Below are 23,868 nucleotides of genomic sequence, written 5' to 3'. Positions count from 1 at the left end.
GCTCAGCCCTTCCCGGCGGGGGCGGCGGCAGGCTTCACCCGTACCGGCATGCCGTCGGCCAGGCCCTGCGCGCCGGCCACCACCACCCGTTCGCCGGCCGCGATGCCATCCAGCACCAGCCATTGGTTGCCCACCGCGCGGGCGGTGCGGAACACGCGCAAGCGCGCCTTGCCATCGGCGTCCACCACCCACGCCTGCGCCTCGCCCTTGGGGCTGCGGTCCACCGCCGCCTGCGGCACCAGCAGCGCCTGCTGGCGGATGCCCTGGCCCACCTGGCCACGCACGTACATGCCCGGCAGCAGTTGGCCGGCCGGGTTGGGGAACTGCGCGCGCAGGGTGATGCTGCCGGTGGCCTGCTCGACATCGATGTCGGCAAATTCCAGCGTGCCCGGCAGCGGGTAGTCGGTGCCGTCGGACAGGCGCAGCCGCACCGGCGCGGTACTGGCCTGCACACCGCCCTCGGCAATCGCCCGGCGCAGCGCCAGGTATTCGTTGCTGGACTGGGTGATGTCCACGTTCATCGGGTCCACCTGCTGGATCCGCGCCAGCGGTTCGGCCTGGCCGGAGGTGACCAGCGCGCCCGGGGTGAACAGCGCGCGGCCGATCCGGCCGGCGATCGGCGCGGTTACCGTGGCAAAGCCCAGCCGGGTACGGGCGGTATCGCGCGCGGCCTGCGCGGCCTGCACCGCCGCAGCCGCCTGCTGCCCGCTGGCGATGGCGTCGTCCACGTCCTGGCGCGCGGCCAGCTGGTCCTTGCCCAGCGCCTGCAGCCGCTGCGCGCGCAGGCGCGCGGCCACCGCCGTGGCTTCGGCGGTCGTCACGTTGGCCTGGGCCTCGTTCAGCGCGGCCTGGTACAGCGCCGGTTCGATCTGGAACAACGGTTGCCCGGCCCGCACCATCTGGCCCTGCTCGAACAGCCGCGCCACCAGCACCCCGTCCACCTGCGGGCGCACCTCCGATTCCTGCGAGGCCACCGTGCGCCCCGGCAACTCCTGGTCCAGCGCCAGCGGCTGGCCCTGCAGGGTCAGCACGCTCACCTCCGGCGCGGCGGACGCCGCCTTGGGTGCGTCCTTGCCGCATGCCGCCAGCAGGGTGGCCATGCCGACGGCGAGCCAGAGCGCGCGCCAGGCCCGGGGAGACGGCCGGTCACGGGCCGGGAAGGAGGAATACGTGGGGATCATCGGGTACGGGGTTCCAGGCGTGGGGGAAGCGCTGGCCGTGCCGCCACTGCAACGGCGCACGGCCCGGGGACGTCGATACCCAAGGCAGACGTCCTGTGTGGACACGCCCGGCCAGGGCCGCAGCGGGGTTCCACGGGGCCGAATATAGAAGACGCAGCAGCGTGATCCAGCGAAGAACGCATGAAACATTTTTCATTTGCAGTGGCTGCCCCCGGTTGCGACGATGCGCAGGACCCAGCCTTCAAAGTGGCCCATGCCGCGCGTACTCACCATCGAGGACGACCTTGTCACCGCCGAGGAAATCGCCACCGAACTGCGCAGCCACGGCTTCGAGGTGGACCTGGTGGCCGACGGCGACACCGGCCTGGCGATGGCGCGTCGCGGCGACTACGCGGTGATCACCCTGGACCGCATGCTGCCCGGCATCGACGGCCTGGCGCTGGTCACGGCGTTGCGGCGCGACGGCATCACCACCCCGGTGCTGATGATCAGCGCGTTGTCCGACGTGGACGAACGCGTGCGCGGGTTGCGCGCCGGCGGCGACGACTACCTGACCAAACCGTTCGCCTCCGATGAAATGTCCGCGCGGGTGGAAGTGCTGATCCGCCGCCACGGCCAGGCCAGCGTCGCCGACAACGTGCTGCGCGCCGGCGACCTGGAACTGGACCTGATGACCCGCTCGGTGCGCCGCGCCGGGCAGGAGATCGCGCTGCTGCCCACCGAGTTCAAACTGCTGGAATTCCTGGTCCGCAACGCCGGCCAGGTGGTCACCCGCAGCATGCTGTTCCAGGAAGTGTGGGGCTACCACTTCGACCCTGGCACCAACCTGATCGACGTGCACATCGGGCGGGTGCGCAAGCGCATCGAACATCCCGGCCGCGAGCAGCCGATCAAGACCGTACGCGGAACCGGCTATGTCCTCGACCCACACCCCTGAGCAATGGCGCTCCTCCAGCAGCCGCCTGCTGGGCCTGTACTGCATCCTGTTCGTGGCCTGGTCGAGCATGCTGCTCGGGGTCATGTACTGGCGCATCTCCGACTATCTCAACGACCTGTCCGAATCGGGCCTGCAGCAGCGCGCGCACCTGTTCATGACCTTCGAGGGCCCGGCGCTGGATGACGCCTTGCGCGACAGCCTCCGCTACGACCTGCACCAGGTATACGCCTATGGCCTGTTCACGGCCGCCGGGCAACCGCTGGCGGGTCCGTTGGTGGCCGTGCCTTCGGAGCTGCCCCTTGACGGCCGCTCGCATCCGGTGGACGGCTGGGTCCTGGCAACGGGCGCGCGTGATGAAGGGGGCAGCGCACTCGGCGTGGCCACCCACGACGGCCGGGTGCTGGTGTTCGTCCGCCAGAACGGCAAGCTGACCGCGGTCAACAGCATCATCCTGGACGCCCTGCTGTGGGGTGTGTCGCTCACGGTCATTCCCGGGCTGGCCGGGTGGCACATCCTGCGGCGGCGCCCGCTGAAGCGCATCCAGCAGATCGAGGCGGCCACCAACCGCATCGTCGCCGGTGATCTGGGGCAGCGCCTGCCGGTGTCGGACCGGCGCGATGAGATCGACCGTCTGTCCAGCATCGTCAACGCCATGCTCGAGCGCATCGAGCAGCTGATGACCGAGGTCAAAGGGGTGTGCGACAGCATCGCGCACGACCTGCGCACGCCGCTCACCCGGCTGCGCGCCCACCTGTACCGCACCCGGGTAGCGCTGGACGAACACGACCCGCATGCAGACCAGATCGACAAGGCGCTGCTGGAAACCGACCTGCTGATGGCGCGCTTCGCGGCGCTGCTGCGCGTGTCCGAACTGGAAAGCCACCAACGCCGCTCGGCCTTCATCGATATCGACGTGGCCGACCTGCTGCAGGAGGTGCATCAGTTCTACCTGCCCCTGGCCGAAGAGAAGCAGCAGGTACTGGCACTGGAAATCGCACCGTCGCTGGCGCCGGTGAGCGGCGACCGCGAACTGCTGTTCGAGGCACTGGCCAACCTGCTGTCCAACGCGTTGCGCTTCACCCCCGAACACGGACGCATCCTGCTGCGGGCGGTGGACGAAGGCGGCGCCACCCGTATCGATGTCATCGACAACGGCCCGGGTATCGCCCCGCAGGACCGCACCCTGGTCTACCAGCGCTTCTTCCGCGGCAACGCCGAGGCCGGGCATGGCGAAGGCTTCGGGCTGGGGCTGTCGATCGTGGCGGCGATCGTCGGCCTGCATGGGTTCCGCCTGCGTACCGACGCCAGCCCGGACGGCGGTGCCTGGCTGAGCATCCGCTGCGTGGCCGACGCCCTGCACTGACGACACCCCCATCCGTTCAGTTTGAGAATCATTTGTATTCGCAATAGGCCATCCGGATAATCCGTCGCCACCTGCCTGCCCGGACCACCCCGATGCCCGCCCTGCCTTGTTCCCGCACCTTGCTGCTGTTGTCGCTGGCTACCCCCACCCTGCTGGCCTCGGCCATCGCCCAGGCCCAGGACGCCAGCGCCGCACGTACCCTGGACGCAGTGAGCGTGGTGGCCGAGCGCGCCAGCACCGCCACCAAGACCGACACCCCGCTGACCCAGACCCCGCAGGCGATCAGCGTGGTAACCCGCGAGCTGTTCACCGACCGGGGCGCGCACAACCTGCAGGAAGCCCTGCGCTACAGCGCCGGTGTCACCGCCGATGCCTACGGCCTGGACACCCGCAGCGACGGCAGCACCGTGCGCGGCCTGGACCCGGTGCAGTACCTGGACGGCCTGCGCCGCAGCTACGGCTTCAACCCGATGGCACGCACCGAGGTGTATGGCCTGGAGCGGGTGGAAGTACTGCGCGGCCCGTCGTCGGTGCTGTACGGCGCCGGCGCCACCGGCGGCATCATCAACGCCATGACCAAGCGCCCCACCTTCACCGACATCGGCGGTGAGCTGGGCGTGCAACTGGGCAACTTCGACCGCAAGCAGTTCCAGGGCGACATCGGCGGCAGCCTCAACGACGCTGGCACCGTGGCCGGCCGCGTGGTCGGCCTGGTCCGCAACGCGGGCATGCAGACCGACGGCGTCGACGACGACCGCGTGTACATCGCCCCGTCGATCAGCTGGCGCGGCGAGCGCAGCACGCTCACCCTGCTGGCCAGCTACCAGCATGACAAGACCGCCTCCAGCCAGCAGTTCCTGCCGGTGGTGGCCACCCTGAACGCACCGGCCGGCCGACCGCGCCTGGACCCGTCGACCTTCCTGGGCGACCACGATTTCGACACGCTCGATTCGCGCGTGTACAGCCTCACCGCGTTGTTCGACCACGCCTTCAACGACACCGTCAGCCTGCGCTCCTCGGTGCGTTACCTGGACGGCAAGACCGAATTCCGCGAGCTGTACCCGGACACCTACACCAACCCGACCGACCCGTTCATCGATGCCGACAAGCGCGTGGTCAACCGCAACGCTTACGGCGTGCGCCCGGACGTGCGCGTGCTGACCAGCGACACCGCGCTGCAGTTCGACGTGGCCACCGGCGCGTTCCAGCACCTGCTGCTGGCCGGCGTGGACTACACCGACTACCGCGAGGAATCGCTGAGCCTGGATGCCACCCCGACCCCGATCGATATCTACGCACCGGTTTCCACCGGGGTGACCATCAACGGCTGGAACCGCCTGCCCAACCAGCGCACCACCCAGCTGGGCGTTTACGTGCAGGACCAGATCCGCTGGGCCGACCGCGTCTCGCTGGTGCTCGGCGCGCGTCGCGACCATGCGCGCAGCAAGACCGAAGGCCTGGCCAGCCAGACCGACAACGCCACCACCTACCGCGCCGGCCTGATCGGCGATATCGGCGCGGGCGTATCGCCGTACATCAGCTACAGCGAGTCGTTCCTGCCAGTCAACGGCCAGGACCTGTACGGCCGCGCGTTCAAGCCGATGCAGGGCCACCAGACCGAAGCGGGTGTGAAGTGGCAGCCGGCGCGCGCCGTGCTGGTCACCGCCTCGCTCTACCGCATCACCGAAACCAACCGCCAGACCAACGATCCGGACAACGTGCTCAACGTCATCCAGACCGGCGAAATCCAGTCCAAGGGCGTCGAACTGGAAGGCCAGTTCTCCTTCGCCAACGACCTCACCATCACCGCCGCCTACGCGCGCAACAAGGCCGAAGTCACCAAGAGCAACTTCGCCATGGAAGTGGACCAGCGCCTCAACGACACCCCGCAGGAGCTGAGCTCGCTGTGGATCGCCAAGGGCTTCACGCTCGATGCCGACGCGCGCCTGCGCGTGGGCGTGGGCGGCCGCTATGTCGGCAACACCCAGTCGCTGGGCTACGGCGGTTTCATCCGCACCCCCAGCTACACGCTGGTCGACGGCCTGTTCGAAGTGCAGGTCACCGACTGGACCATGGCGCTGAACATCACCAACCTCACCGACAAGAAATACTTCGCGCCGTGCCGCAACTTCGGTGACTGCTTCACCGGGAACCCGCGCACGGTCACCGGCACGATCAGCTACCGGTTCTGATCGCCGCCGGTGCCGGCGACCGCCCCAGCAGCGCATGCACCAGCAGCGCGCTGCCGGCGGTGAGCACGGCCAGCCCGCGCAGCAGCGCCACCAGCGCCTCGCTGCTGGCCTGCTGCAGCGCCTGCGGCGGTAGGCCCGGCAGCAGTGCGGCGGCCTGCGCCAGCGACCCGGTGGCCAGGTAGGCGCCGGCCCGCGCCAGCGTGGCGGCCGGCAACCCGCCGTCCACCGCCAACCGCTGCGCCACCAGCATCGCCAGCAACGCAGTGACCGCAGCCAGCGCGATGCCCTCGCCGGCCACCCGCACCGTCCCGAAGATCCCCGCGGCCATGCCCGCGCGCTGCACCGGTACCACGCTCACCGACAAACCATCCATCAGCCCCCACGGCAGCGCGGTGCCCGCGCCGATCAGCAGCAGCGCCGGCCACCACTGCGCGGGTGGTGCGTGCAGCACCTGGCGTGACAGCGCATACAACCCCGCCGCACACACCAGCAGCCCCAGCACGCACAACCGCGCCGCGCCCACCTGTCGCGACCAGCCGGCTGCCAGCATCGGCAGCACCAGCATCGGCGCCGACAACGCCAGCATCTGCAGACCCACCCGGCTCGGCGACTGACCCTGCACCCCGAGCAGGTGCAACGGCAGGACCACCAACAACACTACATAGCCGAGGCAGGTGGCCACCGGCAGCAACTGCACGCCCAGGAAGCGGCGCTGCGCGAACAGCGACAGATCCAGCAGCGGCGGCCGCGCACGTGCTTCCACCCGCACGAACAGCACCAGCAACAGCAGCGTGGCCAGCGCCGCGCCAATCACCTGTGGCGACCCCACCCCGTGCTCGGCCAGCACCAGCAGCGTCACCGTCAGCGCGGCCAGCATCAGGCTGAAGCAGAGCATGCCGGCCACGTCCAGGCGCGCCGGCGGGCCGCGGCTCTCGTCCAGGTGGCGCAAGGCCAGCGCCCAGCCGGCCAGCGCCAGCACCCCACCACTGGCAAACACCGCGCGCCAGCCCAGCGTCTGCAGCAGCAGGCCGGCCAGCAGCGGCCCCAGCGCCAGCCCCACCCCGAACATCGTGCCCATCAGCGCGAACACCCGCGTACGCGCATGGCCCTCAAAACGCTGCGCCAACGCCGCACTGCCCGACGCCAACGCGGCGGCGGCCGCCACGCCCTGGACGCCACGCGCCAGGTCCAGCGCGCGCAGGTCCGCGGCCAGGCACACCGCCAACGTCGCCAGTGCGAAGCCCGCGCTGCCGCACAGGAACAGCCGGCGGCGACCCCACCGGTCCGCCAGCCCCCCGGCGGCCAGCAGCAGGCTGCCGAAGCTGAGCATGAAGGCGTTGGTGACCCATGCCAGCGCGCTCGGCGCGCCCTGGAACCGGCCGGCCAGCGCGGGCACCGCCACCGCACCGGCCGAGAACGACAACGGCAGCGCGAGCGCCACCAGACACACCGCCAGCACGCCCCAGCGCGGATCGCGGCGCAGGTCATCACGGGACAACAAATACATGGTGGTTCCAGACAACAAGGGGAAATTGACGATACAGCGGCGTCTATTCGGCAAAAATGCCCGCCAAGGCATTTGATTACGGACGTTTGTTCCGCAATCATCGCCCCCATGGATTCGCTTACCGCCCTGCTCGCCTTCGTCCGCACCGCCGAAACCGCCAGCTTCGTCGGCGCTGCCCGCAGCCTGGGCCTGTCACCTTCCACGGTCGGCAAGCGCATTGCGCGTCTGGAGCAGCAGTTGGGCGTGCGCCTGTTCCAGCGCACCACGCGGCGGGTGCACCTCACCGAAGAAGGCGAGCTGCTGCTGCAGCGCTGCCGACGCGCGTTGGATGAGCTGTCCGATGTGCAGGCGGACCTGGCCCAGCGCCAGCAATCGCCCCGCGGCCTGCTGCGGGTGGGCCTGCCCACCATTGGCTACCGTTTCCTGCTGCCGCTGTTGCCGCTGTTCCGGCAACGCTATCCGGACGTGCAGCTGGAGCTGGACTTCAATGACCGCCTGGTCGATGTGGTCAGCGAAGGGCTGGACGTGGTGATCCGCAGCGGTGAACTGGCCGACTCCAGCCTGATGGCGCGCCGCCTGGGACCGTTCCACTTCGTGCTGTGCGCCGCGCCGGCGCACCTGCATGCGCACGGGGAACCGGCCACGCTGGCGCAGCTGGCAACGCATCCGGCGGTGCGCTTCCGCTACCCCACCACGGGCAAGCTGCAGCCGTGGTTGCTGCCCGGGCACGAGGGCGATGCCGGCGCCGCGCTGGCCACGGTGATGACCTGCAACAACATGGAAGCCCTGCTGGCCGCCGCCATGGGTGGGCTGGGCGTGGCGTGGATGCCCGACTTCCTGGCCGCCGACGCGCTGGCCGACGGCCGGCTGCAGGCGCTGCTGCCCGACCAGCCGCGGCAGCCCGGCCAGTTTTCACTGCTGTGGCCGGGCACGCGGCAGCCCAGCGCGCGCCTGCGGGTGTTCATCGACTTCATGGCCGAGCACCTGTTCAACGCCGCGCCGTCGCCGCCTGCGCCGCGCCCGCGGCGCTGACCGCGCCGGCTGCATCCCGTACCATCGCCCGCATCCCCGCCAGCCCTGCGCCAGCCGAATGCAACGATCCACCCTCAAAGCCTGGTTCCTCGTGCACAAGTGGACCAGCCTGGTCTGCACCGTGTTCCTGCTGCTGTTGTGCCTGACCGGCCTGCCGCTGGTGTTTGGCGAAGAGATCGCCCATCTGGCCGAACCGCATGTGGACGCACCGGCCACCGATGCCGCCCCACGCGATCTTGACGCACAGGTGCGCACCGCGTTGGCGCAGTATCCGGGCAACGTGCCGCTGTTCGTCGGCTGGGACCCGGACGCGCCCACCGTATACGTCAACACCGGTACACGCGCCGACACCCCGCCGCCGCAGATGCAGACCGCGCTGCTGCATGCGATCAGCGGCGAGGTGCTGCCGGCCGCGCAGTTCAACGAAGGCGTGATGTACTTCCTGTATCGCCTGCACACCGACCTGTTCCTGGGCCTGCCCGGCATGCTGTTCATGGGCGCGATGGGCCTGCTGTTCGCCGTGGCGATCATCTCGGGCCTGGTGCTGTATGGCCCGTTCATGCGCAAGCAGCCGTTCGGCACCCTGCGCACCGGGCGCAGCCGCCGCTTGGCCTGGCTGGACCTGCACAACGTGCTCGGCATCGTCACCCTGGGCTGGGCATTGGTGGTGGGCATCACCGGGGCGATCAACACCATCGCCAAGCCGCTCGAACAAGCCTGGCAAGGCGAACAGCTCGGCGAATTCGCCGCGCGCTACGCCGGTCAGCCACGCCCCACCACGCTGGCCTCGCTGCAGGCCGCGGTGGACACCGCGCGCGCCGCCGAACCGGGCATGCGCCCGGCCTTCGTCAGCTTCCCCGGCACCGGCTACAGCGGCAACCACCACTATGGCGTGTTCATGCAGGGCAACAGCGCACTCACCGAGCGCCTGTACCGCCCGGTGCTGATCGACGCGCAGACCGGCGCGCTCACCGCGCAGCCGCAGCTGCCGCTCTACATGAGCGTGCTGCTGCTCAGCCAGCCGCTGCACTTCGGTGACTACGGCAAGCTGCCGTTGAAAATCCTTTGGGCGCTGCTGGATCTGCTCACGATCGGCGTACTCATCAGCGGCCTGTACCTGTGGTTCAAGCGCGGCAACACCGACGCGCGCGTGAGTGAGATCGAACGCGCCGCACGCACCGGAGCGGCCGAATGAGCGGACCCTCCTCCGCCCCGCGCAGCCCGTTCGTTGCCCCGGCCTGGATCGCCCTGGCCAGCCTGCTCGGGCTGGTGAGCGCCCTGCTCGGCGATGGCATCTTCGATGCGGTGTCGTGGGTGGTCTTTGCCGGGCTGGTGGCGCTGGCCGTGCGCGCGTGGGTCAAACGCACCCGTTAAACTGTCCGGCCTGCACACCGAAAGGCCACCATGACCATCACCTACCGCAGCGTGCTCAACCACTTGGCCGGCGGCGAACTGGTGGAAGCCATCGAATCGGACGTGAAGCGCTGCGCGCTGCGGGCGCGCCTTGCCCCGGACAAGGCCGCCCGCGATCCGGCCGAGATCGGCGCGGAGGTCATTGCCACCCTGATGCTGCGCTGGCAGTGCATCCTGGACAGTGACGACAGCATCACCACTCCGCTGTACCGCCACACGACCGCACTGGCACTGGCCACCGCGCTGCACCAGCAGGGCTTTCACGCACCTGCGCTGACCGCCCGTGCTCTCACCGCGATCACCGCGCTCAACGACGCCGTGGCCCTGAGCGATCACTTTTACCGCAAGAGTGGCGAGATCCGCGCGCTGCTGCAAAGCGCACCGCTGATGCCCGCACGCCGTCCCCCTCACAAGAAATCGCTCACGCTGTGGCGCGCCGGCGACGTGGCCTCGGTGCAGGTGGACGACCACTTCCACGCCATGTACGTGCTGCAGGTCGCCCACGGCGCACCAATCGTCGAGTTCTACGACTACGTGGACCGTCAGCCGCCCACGATGGACACCCTGCGCGCGCTGCGTGCGCGTGGCACGCCGGCGTCGGACGAAGGCAGCTATCTGGATCGGCACGCCCTGTTCGGGCTGGTCCACCAGCCCGATCCTGCCCACCAGTTCGTGCTGCTCGCCAGCGCGGTGGACGGCCCGGACAACCAGCACCTGCAGCGACGCGACGGCCTGTACGTCGTCAGTGATGTGTTCCGCCTCACCCAGGGTCTGCGCGCCCGGCATCCTGCACAGCGGTGACCGTCGGCACGACCGCGACGTGAGCGCCGCGCAATGTCGGCGCCTGCGCGCCGCTGCGGGCGGCCGTCAGCGCGGTTCCGCCACCGTCGGCGCAATCGCCGGCCACTGCCCGGCAATGTCCTCGATGCTGCCGGCACGCACCGCACGCAAATCGCGCGGATACGCCACGCCGTCGGCCTCGGTGCTGCGCGTGGCGTGGAACTGGCCGTTGCTGGCCCGCAGGATCCAGCCGCCGTCCACGCATGCACGGGACACCAGGAACGCCACGCCCGGGGCCACCGCGTCCGGGTGCAGCTCGTCCGGCTCGCCTTCCACGCCCCACATGCGGGTCTTGGCCACCGGCGACACCGCGTTGACCACGATGCCGTGCGCTGCGCCCTCGGCGGCCAGCACGTTGACGATGCCCACCGCCGCCAGCTTGGCCGCCGCATAGGCCGCCAGCCCCTTCTGCACATACTGCGGGTACAACGCACGGTCGGACGTGGTGAGCACGATGCGACCATGGCGATTGGCCTGCATCGACGGCCACGCGGCCTCCGCCAGCCACAGCGGCGTCTTGGCAGCGAGGGTCATCATGCGGTCGAAGTGCTCGTCATCCAGCGCCTCGATCGGCTGGTATTCCACCCAACCGGCGTTGTGGATGATGAAATCCAGGCGACCGTGGTGCTGCAGGATCGCGGCGACCAAGGCCTGGCAGTGGGCGCGCGTGTCGATGCTGCCGTGTGCCGCATGCACGCCCAGCCCGCCCTCGCGCAGCAGCGCGACCGTGCGGGCAATCCGCTGCGGATCCTGGCCGGTGCCATCCAGCCCGGCCCCCACGTCGTGCATCACCACCTGTGCGCCGCGCTGGGCCAGCAGGCGGCTATAGGCCAGACCCAGCCCGCTGGCCGCGCCGGTCACCAGGCCCACCTGGCCGTCGAAGGAAACGGGATTCGATGTCGTCATCCGCACAGCATCGGGCAGCGACGGGGTGCGCCGCCAATATCTGTTGCGTGCCGTGGCGATACGCTGCGCGTATCGTCAGCGCTGGCGCGTGCCCGGGCCGGGCGGCCTGCGCTGAAGACGGTACGTCGTGTAGGCAATGGCCAGCCATAGCAGCAGGTAGAGCAGCAGGCCGGTGCCCACCGACAGCACGTCGTTGGCCTCGGTCCGGGCCACCAGCCGCCAGGTATCCACGCCCGCGGTGCCAAGGCCAATGAGCAATACGCCCACGCCCACGAACGTGCCCAGCCACCGCACCCAGGCATGCCGGCGGACCAGCAGCAAGGGCAGCAGCATCACCAGGGTGGCCGCGAGCAGCAGCAGCGTCATGCCAGTGAGCAGGCCGGTGAAATCCGACGCCAGCGCCGGCAGTGGCAGACAGGCCAGAAGGCCCACATACAACCGCGCCAGGCGCCTGCCCAGGCACGGACCCGCGAGGTACGCGCTCACCGTGCTGCCGCCTGTGTCCGCGCGAGCACGCTCACAAGGGAAGCCGGTTGGCCACGAAGTTGACCACATTGCCCATCGCCTCCGGATCCACGTTGCTCAACCCCACCAGTACATAGCCCTGCTCGGGAAGCACATAGAACACCGCGTTTGCGCCGGGTGCCCCGCCTTCGTGCCCATACACACGCTCCCTGCCCTGGCCACGCACCATGAAGCCATAGCCATACCACGCCATGGTGTTCTGCGGCGCGGTGGCTGCGGCCAATGCACGCGGAGCCAGCAGCTTTCCCGTGCGCAGTGCCTCGCCGAACTTCAGCAGGTCGCCCACCGTGCTGTAGCCCCCGCCCGCCGAGGTGCCGCGCCAGGGCAGCGACGCCGTTTCCAGCGTCCATTTTCCATCCACCCGGGTATACGCGTTCGCCCTTGCCGGGACCGGGGTCGACTCCGGCAGTGATCCGGTCGCGGTCATGCCCGCAACCCGGTAGACGTGGGTATCCACATAGTCGTAGTAAGACTGCCCCGACACCGCCTCGATCACCGAGCCCAGCAGAATGTAGGCGTAGTTCGAGTACTGGTCCTTGCTGCCCGGCGGGAAGGCCAGCGGCTCGTCGGCGAACACCGCCCAATAGTCCTGCAGGGTGCGCAGCGCAGCGGCATTGCTGCTGGCCTTCTCGCCGAAAATGTCGCCAAGCCCACTGGTGTGGTTCAGCAGCTGGCGCAGCGTGACTGCATCGGCCACCGCACGGTTCGGATAGGTGGGCAGGTGTTTGCCCAAGGAATCCTCGAGGGTCAACTTGCCCGCCTGCTCCAGCTGCAGGATCGCCACGGCAGTGAACATCTTGTTCAACGAGGCCAGGCGGAACCGCGTGTCGGGGGAGACGGCCAGCGCACGCTGGCGGTCGGCCAGGCCACCGTGCCACTGCATGCGCACCTCGCCGTTCCTGGCGACCAGGAAGGCACCGGCCACCTCGTCCGACGCCTGCAATGCGTCGAGCCGGGTCGTCGCCTCGGCCAGGAGGGCGGCTTCGGGCACACGCTTGGGCGCGAACCGGGGCGGCGTTTCGGCGCCTTCGAACTGGAGCGTGGTCGCGCCTGATGTTGGGTCGACGGTCGCGGTGACGAGCATCGCGCGGTCATTCACCGTTGGCAGCACCAGTACCTGCGCCGTGCCTGGCTTGCCCGGCCTGGCTTCGAGGATCTGCAGGGCGCCGGTGTCCTTGCGGAAATCCAGATCGGCCTGGCCTTTGGAGCGCATGCCGTACGTCTCGCGCACCGCGCGCAGGGCATCGCCATCGGCGTTGTTGAAGGCGGCCAGCCACGCCGTGAGGGCCTGTTGGGCCGTGTCCTGTTTCGCCACCGGTGGCTTGGCATGGGACGCCAGTGAGACCAGCAGCAGGGCTGCAATTCCGACAATCATCAACCGCCGCATGCATTCCACCTCGTCCGTTTGGAGAATGTCCACCGCGCCGGGGCAGGTGCGTGGCCGGGACACTATCGGATAGATGGCGGCCGGTTTCAACGGCGGCGCAGGACGTGGCGGAACGGCCTCGGCATGCACGTCTCTACCGCCGATTCTGATTGGAACGCGCATCAAGCGGCCGATCGCGACACGCTCTGACAGTGAGGGATGGTTATGTAGCCGTGCCGCCAACTCACTTCCCCGTCGCCAAGCGTGCAGTGCGGCACAGCCGCCGCCGACGGAGCGTCACGCTTCGCGCACGCCGTGTAGTTTCCCTACATCGAAGCACCTTGAGCAGGCGTAACACCGGGATACCGGATGCAGCCACGCATCCAACTTCCAGGAGCAATACATGAAGCTCAGTCCGTTGGCCCTGGCCGTCGCGCTGTTCGCATTGCCTGCCCATGCGCAGGATGAAGAAGGCTGCCCCACCGATGAAGAAATGGTCGCCAGCATGACGCTGGACGAACTGCGGCAGTACGAGCACAGCCTGCAGAATCCGGAGATGTCCTTCGAAGAAGCCTGCAAGGACGCGACGGACAAGGATGAGGAAGAAGCCACTGGATCGCGAAAGCACTACTGCGTAAAACGGGTCGCGACGTACTCCTCGCACAACCCGGAAACGGGTGAGGAAGAAGTGGCAAACGTGACGATGTATGACTATGTGTCTGTCCCGCAAAGTCGTACCGCATGGACGCACCGCGTCCGCGTCGAGTTTGAAGCCATACAAGGCAACGCAATGGCCGGGCTGATCGTAGCCCCCGATCTATACTGCGGCAGTTGCACTGAGAAGCAGCAGTTTGAGCCACAAACGCTGAGTGGACCAGGAATCTACGAATTCTCCGCAGCGCTTCGCTTCGATACGGACGATGGCAAGACCAGTCAGAACACACAGCTGGTTTTGACCCGATTCAACGTCGACCAGACGCCAATACAAATGGTCGCGCCGCAATTGCGCTGCGACACGCTGTCCAAGAAGCGAACATCTGGGTGCAGATTCCTGGAGTATCCCGCAGTGTTTGACGTCAGCCTTTCCGACTCGGAAACGGATGAATCGGCAACGCACATCAAAGTCGCGCAGGAGATTCTTCCTGGCATGATAGGACGCTGGCATGTAGATCCTGCGCGCCGCGGTGCGGCATTGACCCGCACGAGAGATGACAAGATCAACAATGCCAATCGAAATGCATCGGGAACACTGTGCAGGAAGCGATTTCCGGAGGGCTACGAGGCAGGTCTCAACTGCGATGAGTACCCCTTCGCATCTACCAACCAAGGCGCTTCTTTGGTCCCGGAAACCTCAATGTCCGTCAAGTACATTCTTGGCGCGGACAACCAGAAGGTTGGCAATCGACTAGGAGGGTTCCTGTGCACGGAAGCGAGGGTGCTCGATGGGGAGGAGTTCTGGGTGAGGGTAGTGGAGTAGTAGAAGTGCAGATCGGAAATGCCAGACCAACTGTAGCTGGCAGACGGAGCTTATGCTCTGGCCCGCCATGATCTCAGCAAAGTGTACATGCCAGGAAGAAAGCCACGTGTCCGCCTCAACATCTCAAGGTACGAGCGCGACAGAACTCCCTTGAACTGCCAAGGATCGAGAAGTCCATGAACGAACAAGACTGGCGCCGCCTCCTCACCGATCTCAATCAAGCATGTCTCACCAGCATCCCGTACATCGTGGCGAACCCTCCCCCTGAGTTGGGGATGCAGCAGTTTGTCGACCGGCACTCAAACAGCGCAATGGCTCAGGTTGCGATTTCTGCGATGGCCGGGCACGCTACCTGGCTTGGTATGCCGCCTGCAACGCAGGTGCAGATCACATCCGCCGAACAGCGGCTGGGCGTCACGCTGCCCTCTACCTACACGGCATTTCTTCGCGTTTCGAACGGCTTTCTCATGCCAGGCCAATCAACAAGCTCGATCCTGCCTGTAGAACTGATCGCGCACCTCGGCGACGACCATGCAGACGTAGCACGGTTCTACCGAGAGACATTGGACACCTGGCCAGCTGAAGTGGACGACTACGTCCAGAATCGCCTTGAGGGCACGATCCAGCTTTCGGGCCCACCCAATCACCGCCCCGAATTCGTCCTTCTTGACCCACAGGAAAAGTCACCAAAGGGAGAGGTGGAGGTGGTGAAACTCGTTCATGAGGGCGCGGAATACATCGATGGTTTTGAGCAGTTCATGGAGCTCCAGCTCTTCTCAGTGAATTACGGCCTTCGCCTGTACCAGGAAAAATAGACATGAGCGCCTTGTGGAAAGAGCTTCTTGTGGAGCTCAATGCAGTGGGACTGGCGTGCATTGAACGCGGCAGGGATGATGCCATTGAGTACCTTGGCCTGGAGCCGTTCATCAACGGATTCCCAGACGCCCCTCTAGCGGTGCTTGCATCAAAGGTTGGTCGTGAAGAACTGACATGGCTGGGTCAGAAGGGCGCAACACCCCAACAGATCGCTGACGCTGAAGAGCGACTTGGATTTAGGTTCCCTGACAGCTACCGGGAGTTCCTCTTGGAGTCGAACGGCTTTCTAGTTCCTGGAACTTACTGTTGCGTCCTGCTTCCCGTGGAGCTGGTCCGAAAGTTCGGGGACGACAATGCGCAGATCGTCGCGATGTGGGCGAATGCGCACGCCAAGGACCCGCTACTTGATATCGAGGATGTGACCTATCGCATGGGCGACGCCATCCAGGTAACCGCTGAGCCTTCGGACTATGACTGGTTCGTCCTGTTCGACCCGATCAATGCGAGCCCCAAAGGCGAGCCATGGACGGTCATGTACAGCCGCCAGGGATATGACTGTGAGGAGACTTTTTTGGATCTCATCCAGGAGCTCGTCAGCTCCTACCAAGCAAGCTTTCGCAGATGAAAGACCCACAACTGTGACCCATGAGGCGGCGTTGGTGATCGGCTCATCCACCTAAACCTGGCGTTCGCTTCTGATCGAACTTAACCAACGTTGCCAGGAGATCATCCCGCACGCTCTGGCCCCTCCTTCGCTGGGACTCGGGATGACCAAGATGATAGAAGGGTATCCAAGCGGCAGTATGACCCTGCTTGCTGTAGACACACGAAGGAACTGACCACGTAGTTGGCATGGACGCCGTAGGGAGCGCCAGAGGCCGAGCAACACCTCGGCCTCGAACTACCGACGCGTTACCCGGCACTACAACCGCACCGGCTCCACCACCACCGCCGTGCCGTAACACAGCACCTCGGTGAGACCGGTCATCACATCGGTAGCGTCATAGCGCATCGCGATGATCGCGTTCGCCCCCAGCATCCGCGCGTGCTTGGCCATGTCGCGGTAGGTTTCTTCCCGGGCCTGTTCGCAGAGTTCGGTGTAGATGGTGATGTTGCCACCGAAGATCGTCTGCAATCCGCCCAGAAAATTGCCCACGATGGAACGCGAGCGCACCGTGATGCCGCGCACCACGCCCAGACTGCGCACAACGCGGAAGCCGGGCAATTCCATTGCCGTGGTGACCATCGAATCGTCCAGACGCGGCGCGGACGGCGGCCGTGGTCCGCTGTTGTAGGGATCTGCCATTGCTACCTCGATCTGCGTTGAGAACATGACCGACAACAACGCGTGCGTCGGTATCGGTTTGAACAGGTTGGGCGGGGCACCCGTTTCCCCCGGGTGCCTCCACGATCTTATGGCGCCGATAAAGACCCAGCAAGCCATCAACGAGGCCGGCGCAACGTCCTGAAACCCCGATCAGGGATACCGCGTCGGTGCGCGAACATCGTCGCCTGCCACGCGCGACGTGCCCCGCCACACTGCAGACGTCAGCACTACCAGACATAGCCATAGCAGCCCATAACCAATGACGATGGCCACCTGCGTCGGTGCATCGGCACCCCCGCGGTCTGGCCAGAATCGCCACGTATCCACGCATGCGACGTACACGCCGATCAGCAGCACGCATGCGCCGACCAACGTGCCCAGTCCGCGCACCCAGGCATGCCGCCGAAACAGCGCCAGCACACCGAGGACCACAACCGCGGCGACCAGTATCGGCAAGCCGACGAAGACGGTGAGCATGCCTGCCGGATCCGCCGCCAGCGCCGGGAGCGGCATGCACAGCAGTGCAGGAAGCAACCACCCTGCACGTAGCAAAAGGCGCACAGTCGGCGTGGTCAACTGCGCGGCATGGCGGCGCATCAGGCCAGCCCCAGCCGCCGGACCTGGTAGACAGCGACATTGGCCGCAGCCAGCGCGCGCACCACCTCGGGAATCAACTGCATCGGCAGGTCCAGTTCGTAGCCGTGGTCACGGGCGAGAAGCGCCTCAGGGACGAAGTGGAACGCAGGATGATCCGCACTGCGCTCGACCAGGAACGCCGTGATGGCGTCACGCGCAATGAAGTCCGACTCCCCTACTTCGACGTACACCCGGTACAGCGCATTGCTGTAATCGGCCGGGGTGCCAACGGCGGAAGCCGTTCCAGCGGGAGCCATGCACATCTCCGGGTCAAAGGGGCGGGAATGCCTGCATGGCCACCTTACCGCACCCGCTGCAAGCGGAGGCGCCGGGAAAACGCCCAACAAAAAAGCCCCCGTTTCCGGAGGCTTTTTCGACTGAATCGTGGTGGGCGGTGCAGGGTTCGAACCTGCGACCCTTGCCGTGTGAAGGCAATGCTCTACCGCTGAGCTAACCGCCCGATGCTGCTGAGCCGCTCATTATAGGGCGGCAATTTTCGGCGTCAACGGTTTCGCCGAAATTTCTTCACATCGTGTGCGTGGGCTTGTCCGAGGTCAGGATGCCGGCCAGCAACGTCTCGATCTTGTTGCGCACGTTCTCTCCCTCGGCCCCTTCGGCCAGCTGCACGCCGATGCCGGCCGCGCGGTTGCCCTGGGCGCCGGCGGGGGTCACCCAGATGACCTTGCCGGCCACCGGCAGGCGCTCGCTGGAGTCCGGCAGGGTCAGCAGCAGGAACACCTCATCGCCCAGGAAGTAGCGCTTGGGGGTGGGGACGAAGACGCCGCCGTTCTTCACGAACGGCATGTACGCGCTGTACAGCGCGGCCTTGTCCTTGACCGCCAGCGACAGGATGCCCTGGCGGGCGTTGGTGGCACTCATGCTCTATTCCCCTTTGCTTGCCGCTCGTTGACCTTGTTCCAGGCCAACAACAATTCCACCACCGCAAGGTCGGCGCGCACGGTGGTGCGCAGCAGATCGCGGGTACGGTTGGCGGCGTCGAACCACGCCGCCAGCTTGTGCAATCGGTCCGGATCGGTCAAGCCGCCCGTGCTGGCCTGGGCCAGCGCCAGATCGGCGGCGTGACGCAGGCGCAGCGCCGCGTTGTCGTCGGCGGTCCAGCGCTGGGCCAGCTCCACCGCACCGGCGCGCCCGGCCACCAGCGCCTCCAGGTCGGTGGCCACCTGCCGGCGCAGCGCCAGGCCATCCTCGCGCAGCCAGTCGTCGGCCTGCCCGGGGTGGCCGCGCGCGGCGTCCAGGGCCTCTTCGGCGCTGCGCGGGGTGTGGCCCTGGGCGTGCAGCCAGGCCAGTGCTTCCTCACGCGGGGGCAGCTTGAACTCCAGTCGCTGGCAGCGGCTGCGCACGGTCGCCGGCAGGCGCGCCGGGTCGCTGCTGATGAGCCACAGGTAGCGGCCCGGCTGCGGCTCTTCCAGGGTCTTGAGCAGCGCGTTGCAGGCCGCGCGGTTGATCGCATCGGCCGGGTCGACGATCACCACCTGGGCGATGCCGTACTGCGGGGTCAGCGCCAGCTTCTGCGAGATCTCGCGGATCTGCTCGATCACGATCTCGGTGCGCAGCTTGTCGCCGGATTTGTTCGGCACGAACGAGATCAGCTGCAGGTCCGGGTGGGTGCCGGCGGCGATCAGCTGGGCGCTGCGCTGGGCAGCGGCCGGTTCACCGCTGCACAGGATGTGCTGGGCCATGCGCAGCGCCACGGCGCGCTTGCCCAGCCCGGCTGGGCCGCAGATCAGCAGGCCATGGCCCAGGCGCCCGGCGTCCAGCGCGGCCACGGTCTGGTCATAGGCGCGCTGCTGCCACGGGGAAAAGGTCTCACTCATGGGAAGGCTCCGGTGCCAGCCAGGCATCCACCGCCGCCACCACCGATGCGGCAACGCCGACCTGGTCCTGGCTGGCGTCGATCAGGCGGAAACGGGCGGGGTCGGCGCTGACGCGCTGGCGGAATACCGCGCGCACGCGCTGGAAGAAGTCGTCCTGCTCGCTCTCGATGCGGTCCGGCCACAGGTCGCGGCCATTGGCGCGGGCGCGGCCGACGGCCACATCCACGTCGAGCAGCAGGGTCAGCCCGGGCAGCAGGCCCACCGCGCGGCGCTCGAGGTCGGCGATCCACGCCGCGTCCAGGCCGCGACCGCCGCCCTGGTAGGCGTAGCTGGAATCGGTGAAGCGGTCGCTGACGACGTAGCAGCCGCGGCGCAGCGCCGGCTCGATCACCTGGCGTACGTGCTGGGCCCGCGCGGCGAACACCAGCAGCAGCTCGGCCTCGGCCGACAACGGCTCGGCGGCGATCTCCGCATCAGGGGTGAGCACCAGCGCGCGGATGCGCTCGGCCAACGGCGTGCCGCCGGGCTCGCGGGTCAACAACACCTCGTGGCCGCGTGCGTGCAGGGCCTCGCGGATGGCATTGATGGCGGTGGTCTTGCCCGCGCCTTCGCCACCTTCCAGGCTGACAAAACGCGGGTGGCGCAGCAGCGAGGCGGTCATTGCGGTGCGGCCTGGCTGCGCTGCTGGCGCAGCTGCTGCAGGTAGCGCGCCACGGCGGCGTTGTGGTCGGTGTAATTGGCCGAGAACACGTGCGCGCCGCTGCCATCGCCCACCGCCACGAAGTACAGCGCATCGCCGGCGGCCGGTTGCGCGGCGGCCTGCAGGGCGTCGCGACCCGGCATGGCGATCGGAGTCGGGGTCAGGCCAGCCCGGGTGTAGGTGTTGTACGGCGTATCGGTGGTGAGGTCGCGCTTGCGGATGTTGCCGTCGTAGCTGCTGCCGATGCCGTAGATCACGGTCGGGTCGGTCTGCAGGCGCATGCCGATCTTCAGCCGGCGCATGAATACGCCGGCGATCTGCGGCCGCTCGCTGGGCAGCGCGGTTTCCTTCTCGATGATCGAGGCCAGGGTCAGCAGTTCGTACGGCGTGTTCAGCGGCAGATCGTCGGCACGGCTGTCCCACGCGGCGGCCAGTTCCTTTTCCATCGCCGCGTGCGCGCGCTTGAGCACGTCCACGTCGCTGTCGCCGCGCTGGTACACGTAGGTTTCGGGCAGGAAGCGGCCTTCGGGGTGTTCGCCGGGGAAGCCGATGGCCTTCATCAGGGCAGCGTCGTCGAGGCTGTCGGTGGTGTGCACCAGCGGGTCGGCGCGCTTGAGCGCGGCCCGGACCTGGCGGATGTTCCAGCCTTCCACGATGGTCACCCGGTGCTGCAGCACGCGGCCCTGGCGCATGCGCAGCAGCAGCTCGCGCGGGGTCAGGCTGGGGTCCAGCGCGTATTCACCCACCTTGAGCTTGCCGGCCGCATCCAGCTGGCGCGCCAGCAGTTGCCACTGGGTGTCGCTGCCTTCGTCCACGCCGGCCGCACGCAGCTTGCCCAGCACCGTGTTCAGGCCGTCGCCGGAGGCGATCACCACGCTGGGCTGGTCCGGGGTCAACGGCGCATCGGCGAAGCCGCGCTGGCTATGCCAGAACCACGCCCCTGCACCAGCCAGCAGCAATGCCCCCAACAGCAGCACCGCCAGCACGGCCAGACATCCCCGTTTCGCACCCGCCATGGTCACCTCGAATGGTTTTCGCCGCCGCGCAGCATACCGCGCGACCGCTGCACACGCCCAAACGGCTCAGTCATGCCGGCCCAGCGCACGCATCAGGCCACGCGCCTTGGCGCGGGTTTCGTCCAGTTCCTTGTCCGGGTCCGAATCGACCACGATGCCGGCACCGGTGCGGAAGGTGGCGCTGGCCGCGGCCACTTCGGCGGTGCGGATCAGGATGTTCAGGTCCAGGTCGCCATCGCGGTTGAGCCAGCCGAACGCGCCGGTGTAGGCGCCACGCGCGGTCTGCTCCAGCTCGGCGATGATCTGCATGCAGCGTACCTTCGGGCACCCGGTGATGGTGCCGCCCGGGAAGGTGGCGGCGATCACCTGGCCGGGGCTCACGCCCGCGCGCAGGCGGCCGCGCACGTTGCTCACGATGTGGTGCACGTGGGCGTAGCTTTCCACCGTCATCAGCTCGTCGACCTCGACGCTGCCGGGCGTGCAGATGCGACCCAGGTCATTGCGCTCCAGGTCGATCAGCATCACGTGCTCGGCGCGTTCCTTGGGGTGGCCCACCAGCTCCTGGATGCGCGCGGCGTCATCGTCGCCGGCAAAGCGCGGGCGGGTACCGGCGATCGGCCGGGTCTGCACGTCGTGGCCATGCACCGACACCAGCCGCTCCGGCGAGGAACTGACCACCGCCCTGCCCTGCGCCATGAACAGCCCGGCGAACGGGGCCGGGTTGGCCACCCGCAGCTGCGCGTACAGCGCCTGCGGCGACAGCGTGCTGGCGAACTGCGCGTTCCAGCGCCGCGACAGGTTCACCTGGAACACATCGCCGGCACGCAGGTACTCGATGACCTTGCCCACGCCGTCGGTGAAGCGCGCAGGCGCATCCTCGCCCACCTCGGCCGGCGGCTGCCAGGCCGGCAGCGGCGGCAACGCACGTGCGGCGTCCAGGTCGGCCAGCAGGGTCTGCAGCAGTGCGGCGTGGTCGGTTTCGCACACGGCGTGGTACTGGCCCAGCACGCGGTCGTGGAGCACCGCTGCGGGGCAGCGCAGGGCCAGGGCGGCGGGCAGCCCGTCGGCGCGCGCGGGCAGCTGCAGCACCGTTTCGATCTGTCCGGCCAGTTCGTAATCCAGCATCAGCGCCCAGCCACCACGGAACGGCAGCTGGATCTCCTCGCGTGGCTGGCGCAGCGCCGCCCACTGCGCGTCCAGCACGCCCAGGAAGGTGCCCGGATGGGCAACGCCTTCGGCATCGCGCACGACGCCATCCGCGTGCAGCGCGAGCACCTGCCCGTTGCCCATCAGCAGCAGGTCCCAGCGGCCCTGCGCGGTGCCCGAGGCGGTGGACTCCATCAGCAGCGGATAGCGCGATGGCGCCACGCGCTGCAGCGCGAGCAGGTCGGTGGTGGCGGGCAGCGGATGGGTCAGCAGCATGGCGGGGAACCGGAAGGTGCGGGAGGGCCAGATACACCAAGGCCGCCAAGATGGCGGCCCGGGTGCGGGTACGGCAGCGCGGCGATCAGACGCGCTTGAACACCAGCGTGCCGTTGGTGCCACCGAAGCCGAAACCGTTGGACATCACCACGTCCACCTTGGCCTGGCGTGCTTCATTGGGCACGTAATCCAGGTCGCAGCCTTCGCCCGGCTGGTGCAGGTTGATGGTCGGCGGAATCACGTTGTCGCGCAGGGCCAGCACCGAGAAGATCGCTTCGACGCCGCCAGCGGCACCGAGCAGGTGGCCGGTCATCGACTTGGTCGAGCTGACCATCATCTTGTAGGCGTGGTCACCGAAGGCGGCCTTCATCGCCATGGTCTCGCCGAGGTCACCCAGCGGGGTCGAGGTGCCATGCGCGTTGAGGTAGCCGATCTGCTCCGGGGTCACACCGGCGTCCTTCATGGCCATGACCATGCAGCGCGCGGCGCCTTCGCCGTTCTCGCTCGGCGCGGTCATGTGGTAGGCGTCGGAGCTGGCACCGAAACCGGCCAGTTCGCAGTAGATCTTCGCGCCACGGGCCTTGGCGTGTTCGTACTCTTCCAGGATCAGGATGCCGGCACCATCGCCGAGCACGAAGCCGTCGCGGTCCTTGTCCCACGGCCGCGAGGCCGCTTCGGGATCATCGTTGCGGGTGCTCATGGCCTTCATCGCGCAGAAGCCGCCCAGGGCGGTCGGCGAGGAACCACGCTCGGCGCCACCGGCCACCATCACGTCCGCATCGCCGTACTGGATCATGCGCATGGCGGTGCCGATGGAATGGTTCGAGGTGGCGCAGGCCGACACCGCCGAGAACGACGGGCCCTTCAGGCCGCTGATGATGCTCAGCTGGCCGGGCAACATGTTGATGATGGTCTTGGGCACGTAGAAGGGCGAGATCTTCTTGCCCTCATGGAAATCGATGGTCTGCTCTTCGATGCCAAGCAGGCCGCCGATGCCGGCGCCGACGATCGCGCCGATGCGCTCGGCATTGGCGTCGGTGATCTCCAGGCCGGAATCGTGCAGGGCCATGAACGCTGCGCCCAAGCCGTAATGGATGAACGGGTCCATCTTCTTGGCATCCTTGCCGCTGACCCGGTACGTGCCGAACAGTGCGTTGTCGGCGGTGATGTCAAATCCCTTGACCTCACCTGCAATTTTGGTGGTGAACCGTTCCAGGTAGCTGTCGGCAACGTTGGTCAGCGCAGCGATGCCCGAACGGCCTTCGCTGATGCCCTTCCAACTGGTGTCCAGATCATTGCCAAGGGGCGAGACCATGCCCATGCCGGTGACGACGACGCGACGCTTCATTGCTGATTCTCCTGGCCCGTGGTTCACGG

At 67.5% G+C, this 23,868-nt stretch carries 24 protein-coding genes and 1 tRNA gene; 10 read left to right on the top strand and 15 right to left on the bottom strand.

Annotated elements, in window-relative coordinates; all coding sequences use genetic code 11:
* Positions 1-2 precede the first annotated feature (2 nt).
* Positions 3-1,181 carry an efflux RND transporter periplasmic adaptor subunit gene (locus ACZ0AE_RS04640; protein WP_463600483.1) on the bottom strand — a complete coding sequence of 393 codons (1,179 nt, stop codon included), beginning with the start codon at positions 1,179-1,181 and terminating at the stop codon, positions 3-5.
* A 253-nt stretch (positions 1,182-1,434) separates the two neighbouring features.
* On the opposite strand from ACZ0AE_RS04640, the gene ACZ0AE_RS04635 reads away from it, so the two are divergent.
* The 3 genes from ACZ0AE_RS04635 (at position 1,435) to ACZ0AE_RS04625 (ending at position 5,673) form a co-directional block, all read left to right on the top strand.
* Entirely contained in the window at positions 1,435-2,118 is a 684-nt protein-coding gene (locus tag ACZ0AE_RS04635) for a response regulator transcription factor (RefSeq protein ID WP_354287172.1), read from the top strand.
* Positions 2,096-3,481: a sensor histidine kinase gene (locus ACZ0AE_RS04630; RefSeq protein ID WP_463600482.1), complete on the top strand. Its 1,386-nt coding sequence runs from the start codon at positions 2,096-2,098 to the stop codon at positions 3,479-3,481. Before ACZ0AE_RS04635 ends, ACZ0AE_RS04630 begins: the two co-directional genes overlap by 23 nt.
* Positions 3,482-3,573: 92 nt before the next feature.
* Positions 3,574-5,673, top strand: a complete 2,100-nt coding sequence (locus ACZ0AE_RS04625; protein ID WP_463600481.1) for a TonB-dependent siderophore receptor — start codon at positions 3,574-3,576, stop codon at positions 5,671-5,673.
* Here the strand turns inward: ACZ0AE_RS04625 and ACZ0AE_RS04620 are convergent.
* Positions 5,657-7,180 (bottom strand): MFS transporter, encoded by a 1,524-nt coding sequence (locus ACZ0AE_RS04620; RefSeq protein WP_463600480.1) that lies wholly within the window; start codon positions 7,178-7,180, stop codon positions 5,657-5,659. The two genes, ACZ0AE_RS04625 and ACZ0AE_RS04620, sit on opposite strands and share 17 nt — an antisense overlap.
* A 108-nt stretch (positions 7,181-7,288) precedes the next feature.
* Here ACZ0AE_RS04620 and ACZ0AE_RS04615 point away from each other — a divergent pair, with 108 nt between their 5' ends.
* Genes ACZ0AE_RS04615 through ACZ0AE_RS04600 form a run of 4 tightly spaced genes read left to right on the top strand, consistent with a single transcriptional unit; the run spans position 7,289 to position 10,426 of the window.
* Positions 7,289-8,212, top strand: coding sequence for a LysR family transcriptional regulator (locus tag ACZ0AE_RS04615; RefSeq protein ID WP_463600479.1), 924 nt, complete (start codon positions 7,289-7,291; stop codon positions 8,210-8,212).
* 58 nt (positions 8,213-8,270) lie between these two features.
* Complete coding sequence (locus tag ACZ0AE_RS04610; RefSeq protein WP_463600478.1) at positions 8,271-9,407, top strand: PepSY-associated TM helix domain-containing protein; 1,137 nt, start codon at positions 8,271-8,273, stop codon at positions 9,405-9,407.
* Positions 9,404-9,586 carry a hypothetical protein gene (locus tag ACZ0AE_RS04605; protein ID WP_463600477.1) on the top strand — a complete coding sequence of 61 codons (183 nt, stop codon included), beginning with the start codon at positions 9,404-9,406 and terminating at the stop codon, positions 9,584-9,586. Before ACZ0AE_RS04610 ends, ACZ0AE_RS04605 begins: the two co-directional genes overlap by 4 nt.
* Positions 9,587-9,616: 30 nt before the next feature.
* Positions 9,617-10,426, top strand: a complete 810-nt coding sequence (locus tag ACZ0AE_RS04600; protein WP_038690041.1) for a hypothetical protein — start codon at positions 9,617-9,619, stop codon at positions 10,424-10,426.
* Between the two features lie 66 nt (positions 10,427-10,492).
* Here the strand turns inward: ACZ0AE_RS04600 and ACZ0AE_RS04595 are convergent, their stop codons facing one another.
* The 3 genes from ACZ0AE_RS04595 to ACZ0AE_RS04585 all read right to left on the bottom strand — a co-directional run bounded on the left by ACZ0AE_RS04595 (position 10,493) and on the right by ACZ0AE_RS04585 (position 13,271).
* Positions 10,493-11,371: an SDR family NAD(P)-dependent oxidoreductase gene (locus tag ACZ0AE_RS04595; RefSeq protein ID WP_038690043.1), complete on the bottom strand. Its 879-nt coding sequence runs from the start codon at positions 11,369-11,371 to the stop codon at positions 10,493-10,495.
* A 75-nt stretch (positions 11,372-11,446) separates the two neighbouring features.
* Complete coding sequence (locus ACZ0AE_RS04590; protein ID WP_463600476.1) at positions 11,447-11,857, bottom strand: hypothetical protein; 411 nt, start codon at positions 11,855-11,857, stop codon at positions 11,447-11,449.
* A 31-nt stretch (positions 11,858-11,888) separates the two neighbouring features.
* Positions 11,889-13,271: a serine hydrolase domain-containing protein gene (locus ACZ0AE_RS04585; RefSeq protein WP_463600475.1), complete on the bottom strand. Its 1,383-nt coding sequence runs from the start codon at positions 13,269-13,271 to the stop codon at positions 11,889-11,891.
* 394 nt (positions 13,272-13,665) lie between these two features.
* Between ACZ0AE_RS04585 and ACZ0AE_RS04580 the strand changes: the two genes are divergently transcribed.
* The 3 genes from ACZ0AE_RS04580 (at position 13,666) to ACZ0AE_RS04570 (ending at position 16,180) form a co-directional block, all read left to right on the top strand.
* Positions 13,666-14,739: a NucA/NucB deoxyribonuclease domain-containing protein gene (locus tag ACZ0AE_RS04580; RefSeq protein WP_463600474.1), complete on the top strand. Its 1,074-nt coding sequence runs from the start codon at positions 13,666-13,668 to the stop codon at positions 14,737-14,739.
* 176 nt (positions 14,740-14,915) lie between these two features.
* Positions 14,916-15,554, top strand: a complete 639-nt coding sequence (locus ACZ0AE_RS04575) for an SMI1/KNR4 family protein (RefSeq protein ID WP_159495930.1) — start codon at positions 14,916-14,918, stop codon at positions 15,552-15,554.
* 2 nt (positions 15,555-15,556) lie between these two features.
* The gene (locus ACZ0AE_RS04570) at positions 15,557-16,180 is read left to right on the top strand and encodes an SMI1/KNR4 family protein (protein ID WP_463600473.1); all 624 of its coding nucleotides are present in this window, start codon (positions 15,557-15,559) and stop codon (positions 16,178-16,180) included.
* Between the two features lie 297 nt (positions 16,181-16,477).
* Here ACZ0AE_RS04570 and ACZ0AE_RS04565 read toward each other — a convergent pair whose 3' ends face one another.
* The 10 genes from ACZ0AE_RS04565 to fabF all read right to left on the bottom strand — a co-directional run bounded on the left by ACZ0AE_RS04565 (position 16,478) and on the right by fabF (position 23,839).
* Positions 16,478-16,861 (bottom strand): YbjQ family protein, encoded by a 384-nt coding sequence (locus tag ACZ0AE_RS04565; RefSeq protein ID WP_141057391.1) that lies wholly within the window; start codon positions 16,859-16,861, stop codon positions 16,478-16,480.
* A gap of 171 nt (positions 16,862-17,032) precedes the next feature.
* Entirely contained in the window at positions 17,033-17,479 is a 447-nt protein-coding gene (locus tag ACZ0AE_RS04560) for a hypothetical protein (RefSeq protein ID WP_463600472.1), read from the bottom strand.
* The gene (locus ACZ0AE_RS04555; protein ID WP_448133129.1) at positions 17,479-17,775 is read right to left on the bottom strand and encodes a hypothetical protein; all 297 of its coding nucleotides are present in this window, start codon (positions 17,773-17,775) and stop codon (positions 17,479-17,481) included. The genes ACZ0AE_RS04560 and ACZ0AE_RS04555 overlap by 1 nt, the downstream gene beginning before the upstream one ends.
* A 128-nt stretch (positions 17,776-17,903) precedes the next feature.
* Positions 17,904-17,978, bottom strand: a tRNA-Val gene (locus ACZ0AE_RS04550).
* A gap of 65 nt (positions 17,979-18,043) precedes the next feature.
* Positions 18,044-18,397, bottom strand: a complete 354-nt coding sequence (locus ACZ0AE_RS04545) for a PilZ domain-containing protein (RefSeq protein ID WP_038690068.1) — start codon at positions 18,395-18,397, stop codon at positions 18,044-18,046.
* A complete protein-coding gene (locus ACZ0AE_RS04540; RefSeq protein ID WP_038690070.1) occupies positions 18,394-19,353 on the bottom strand; it encodes a DNA polymerase III subunit delta' in 960 nt (319 codons plus the stop codon). Before ACZ0AE_RS04540 ends, ACZ0AE_RS04545 begins: the two co-directional genes overlap by 4 nt.
* Positions 19,346-20,014: a dTMP kinase gene (tmk, locus tag ACZ0AE_RS04535; protein WP_038690072.1), complete on the bottom strand. Its 669-nt coding sequence runs from the start codon at positions 20,012-20,014 to the stop codon at positions 19,346-19,348. Before tmk ends, ACZ0AE_RS04540 begins: the two co-directional genes overlap by 8 nt.
* Positions 20,011-21,069 (bottom strand): endolytic transglycosylase MltG, encoded by a 1,059-nt coding sequence (mltG, locus tag ACZ0AE_RS04530; RefSeq protein ID WP_463600471.1) that lies wholly within the window; start codon positions 21,067-21,069, stop codon positions 20,011-20,013. Before mltG ends, tmk begins: the two co-directional genes overlap by 4 nt.
* Positions 21,070-21,135: 66 nt before the next feature.
* Complete coding sequence (locus ACZ0AE_RS04525; protein WP_463600470.1) at positions 21,136-22,491, bottom strand: aminodeoxychorismate synthase component I; 1,356 nt, start codon at positions 22,489-22,491, stop codon at positions 21,136-21,138.
* A gap of 85 nt (positions 22,492-22,576) precedes the next feature.
* The gene (gene fabF, locus ACZ0AE_RS04520; protein ID WP_038690078.1) at positions 22,577-23,839 is read right to left on the bottom strand and encodes a beta-ketoacyl-ACP synthase II; all 1,263 of its coding nucleotides are present in this window, start codon (positions 23,837-23,839) and stop codon (positions 22,577-22,579) included.
* Between the last annotated feature and the right edge of the window lie 29 nt (positions 23,840-23,868).

It is taken from the genome of Stenotrophomonas sp. AC248 (assembly GCF_979258185.1).
Note: the sequence above shows the minus strand (reverse complement) of the source record. Positions and strands in the feature narration are given on the sequence as shown.

What these genes read in the sequence shown, in the direction of transcription:
- ACZ0AE_RS04640 (WP_463600483.1), bottom strand. Translation starts at nt 1,181, where the DNA reads ATGATCCCCACGTATTCCTCCTTCCCGGCCCGTGACCGGCCGTCTCCC.
- ACZ0AE_RS04635 (WP_354287172.1), top strand. Translation starts at nt 1,435, where the DNA reads ATGCCGCGCGTACTCACCATCGAGGACGACCTTGTCACCGCCGAGGAA.
- ACZ0AE_RS04630 (WP_463600482.1), top strand. Translation starts at nt 2,096, where the DNA reads ATGTCCTCGACCCACACCCCTGAGCAATGGCGCTCCTCCAGCAGCCGC.
- ACZ0AE_RS04625 (WP_463600481.1), top strand. Translation starts at nt 3,574, where the DNA reads ATGCCCGCCCTGCCTTGTTCCCGCACCTTGCTGCTGTTGTCGCTGGCT.
- ACZ0AE_RS04620 (WP_463600480.1), bottom strand. Translation starts at nt 7,180, where the DNA reads ATGTATTTGTTGTCCCGTGATGACCTGCGCCGCGATCCGCGCTGGGGC.
- ACZ0AE_RS04615 (WP_463600479.1), top strand. Translation starts at nt 7,289, where the DNA reads ATGGATTCGCTTACCGCCCTGCTCGCCTTCGTCCGCACCGCCGAAACC.
- ACZ0AE_RS04610 (WP_463600478.1), top strand. Translation starts at nt 8,271, where the DNA reads ATGCAACGATCCACCCTCAAAGCCTGGTTCCTCGTGCACAAGTGGACC.
- ACZ0AE_RS04605 (WP_463600477.1), top strand. Translation starts at nt 9,404, where the DNA reads ATGAGCGGACCCTCCTCCGCCCCGCGCAGCCCGTTCGTTGCCCCGGCC.
- ACZ0AE_RS04600 (WP_038690041.1), top strand. Translation starts at nt 9,617, where the DNA reads ATGACCATCACCTACCGCAGCGTGCTCAACCACTTGGCCGGCGGCGAA.
- ACZ0AE_RS04595 (WP_038690043.1), bottom strand. Translation starts at nt 11,371, where the DNA reads ATGACGACATCGAATCCCGTTTCCTTCGACGGCCAGGTGGGCCTGGTG.
- ACZ0AE_RS04585 (WP_463600475.1), bottom strand. Translation starts at nt 13,271, where the DNA reads ATGATTGTCGGAATTGCAGCCCTGCTGCTGGTCTCACTGGCGTCCCAT.
- ACZ0AE_RS04580 (WP_463600474.1), top strand. Translation starts at nt 13,666, where the DNA reads ATGAAGCTCAGTCCGTTGGCCCTGGCCGTCGCGCTGTTCGCATTGCCT.
- ACZ0AE_RS04575 (WP_159495930.1), top strand. Translation starts at nt 14,916, where the DNA reads ATGAACGAACAAGACTGGCGCCGCCTCCTCACCGATCTCAATCAAGCA.
- ACZ0AE_RS04570 (WP_463600473.1), top strand. Translation starts at nt 15,557, where the DNA reads ATGAGCGCCTTGTGGAAAGAGCTTCTTGTGGAGCTCAATGCAGTGGGA.
- ACZ0AE_RS04565 (WP_141057391.1), bottom strand. Translation starts at nt 16,861, where the DNA reads ATGGCAGATCCCTACAACAGCGGACCACGGCCGCCGTCCGCGCCGCGT.
- ACZ0AE_RS04560 (WP_463600472.1), bottom strand. Translation starts at nt 17,479, where the DNA reads ATGCGCCGCCATGCCGCGCAGTTGACCACGCCGACTGTGCGCCTTTTG.
- ACZ0AE_RS04555 (WP_448133129.1), bottom strand. Translation starts at nt 17,775, where the DNA reads ATGGCTCCCGCTGGAACGGCTTCCGCCGTTGGCACCCCGGCCGATTAC.
- ACZ0AE_RS04545 (WP_038690068.1), bottom strand. Translation starts at nt 18,397, where the DNA reads ATGAGTGCCACCAACGCCCGCCAGGGCATCCTGTCGCTGGCGGTCAAG.
- ACZ0AE_RS04540 (WP_038690070.1), bottom strand. Translation starts at nt 19,353, where the DNA reads ATGAGTGAGACCTTTTCCCCGTGGCAGCAGCGCGCCTATGACCAGACC.
- tmk (WP_038690072.1), bottom strand. Translation starts at nt 20,014, where the DNA reads ATGACCGCCTCGCTGCTGCGCCACCCGCGTTTTGTCAGCCTGGAAGGT.
- mltG (WP_463600471.1), bottom strand. Translation starts at nt 21,069, where the DNA reads ATGGCGGGTGCGAAACGGGGATGTCTGGCCGTGCTGGCGGTGCTGCTG.
- ACZ0AE_RS04525 (WP_463600470.1), bottom strand. Translation starts at nt 22,491, where the DNA reads ATGCTGCTGACCCATCCGCTGCCCGCCACCACCGACCTGCTCGCGCTG.
- fabF (WP_038690078.1), bottom strand. Translation starts at nt 23,839, where the DNA reads ATGAAGCGTCGCGTCGTCGTCACCGGCATGGGCATGGTCTCGCCCCTT.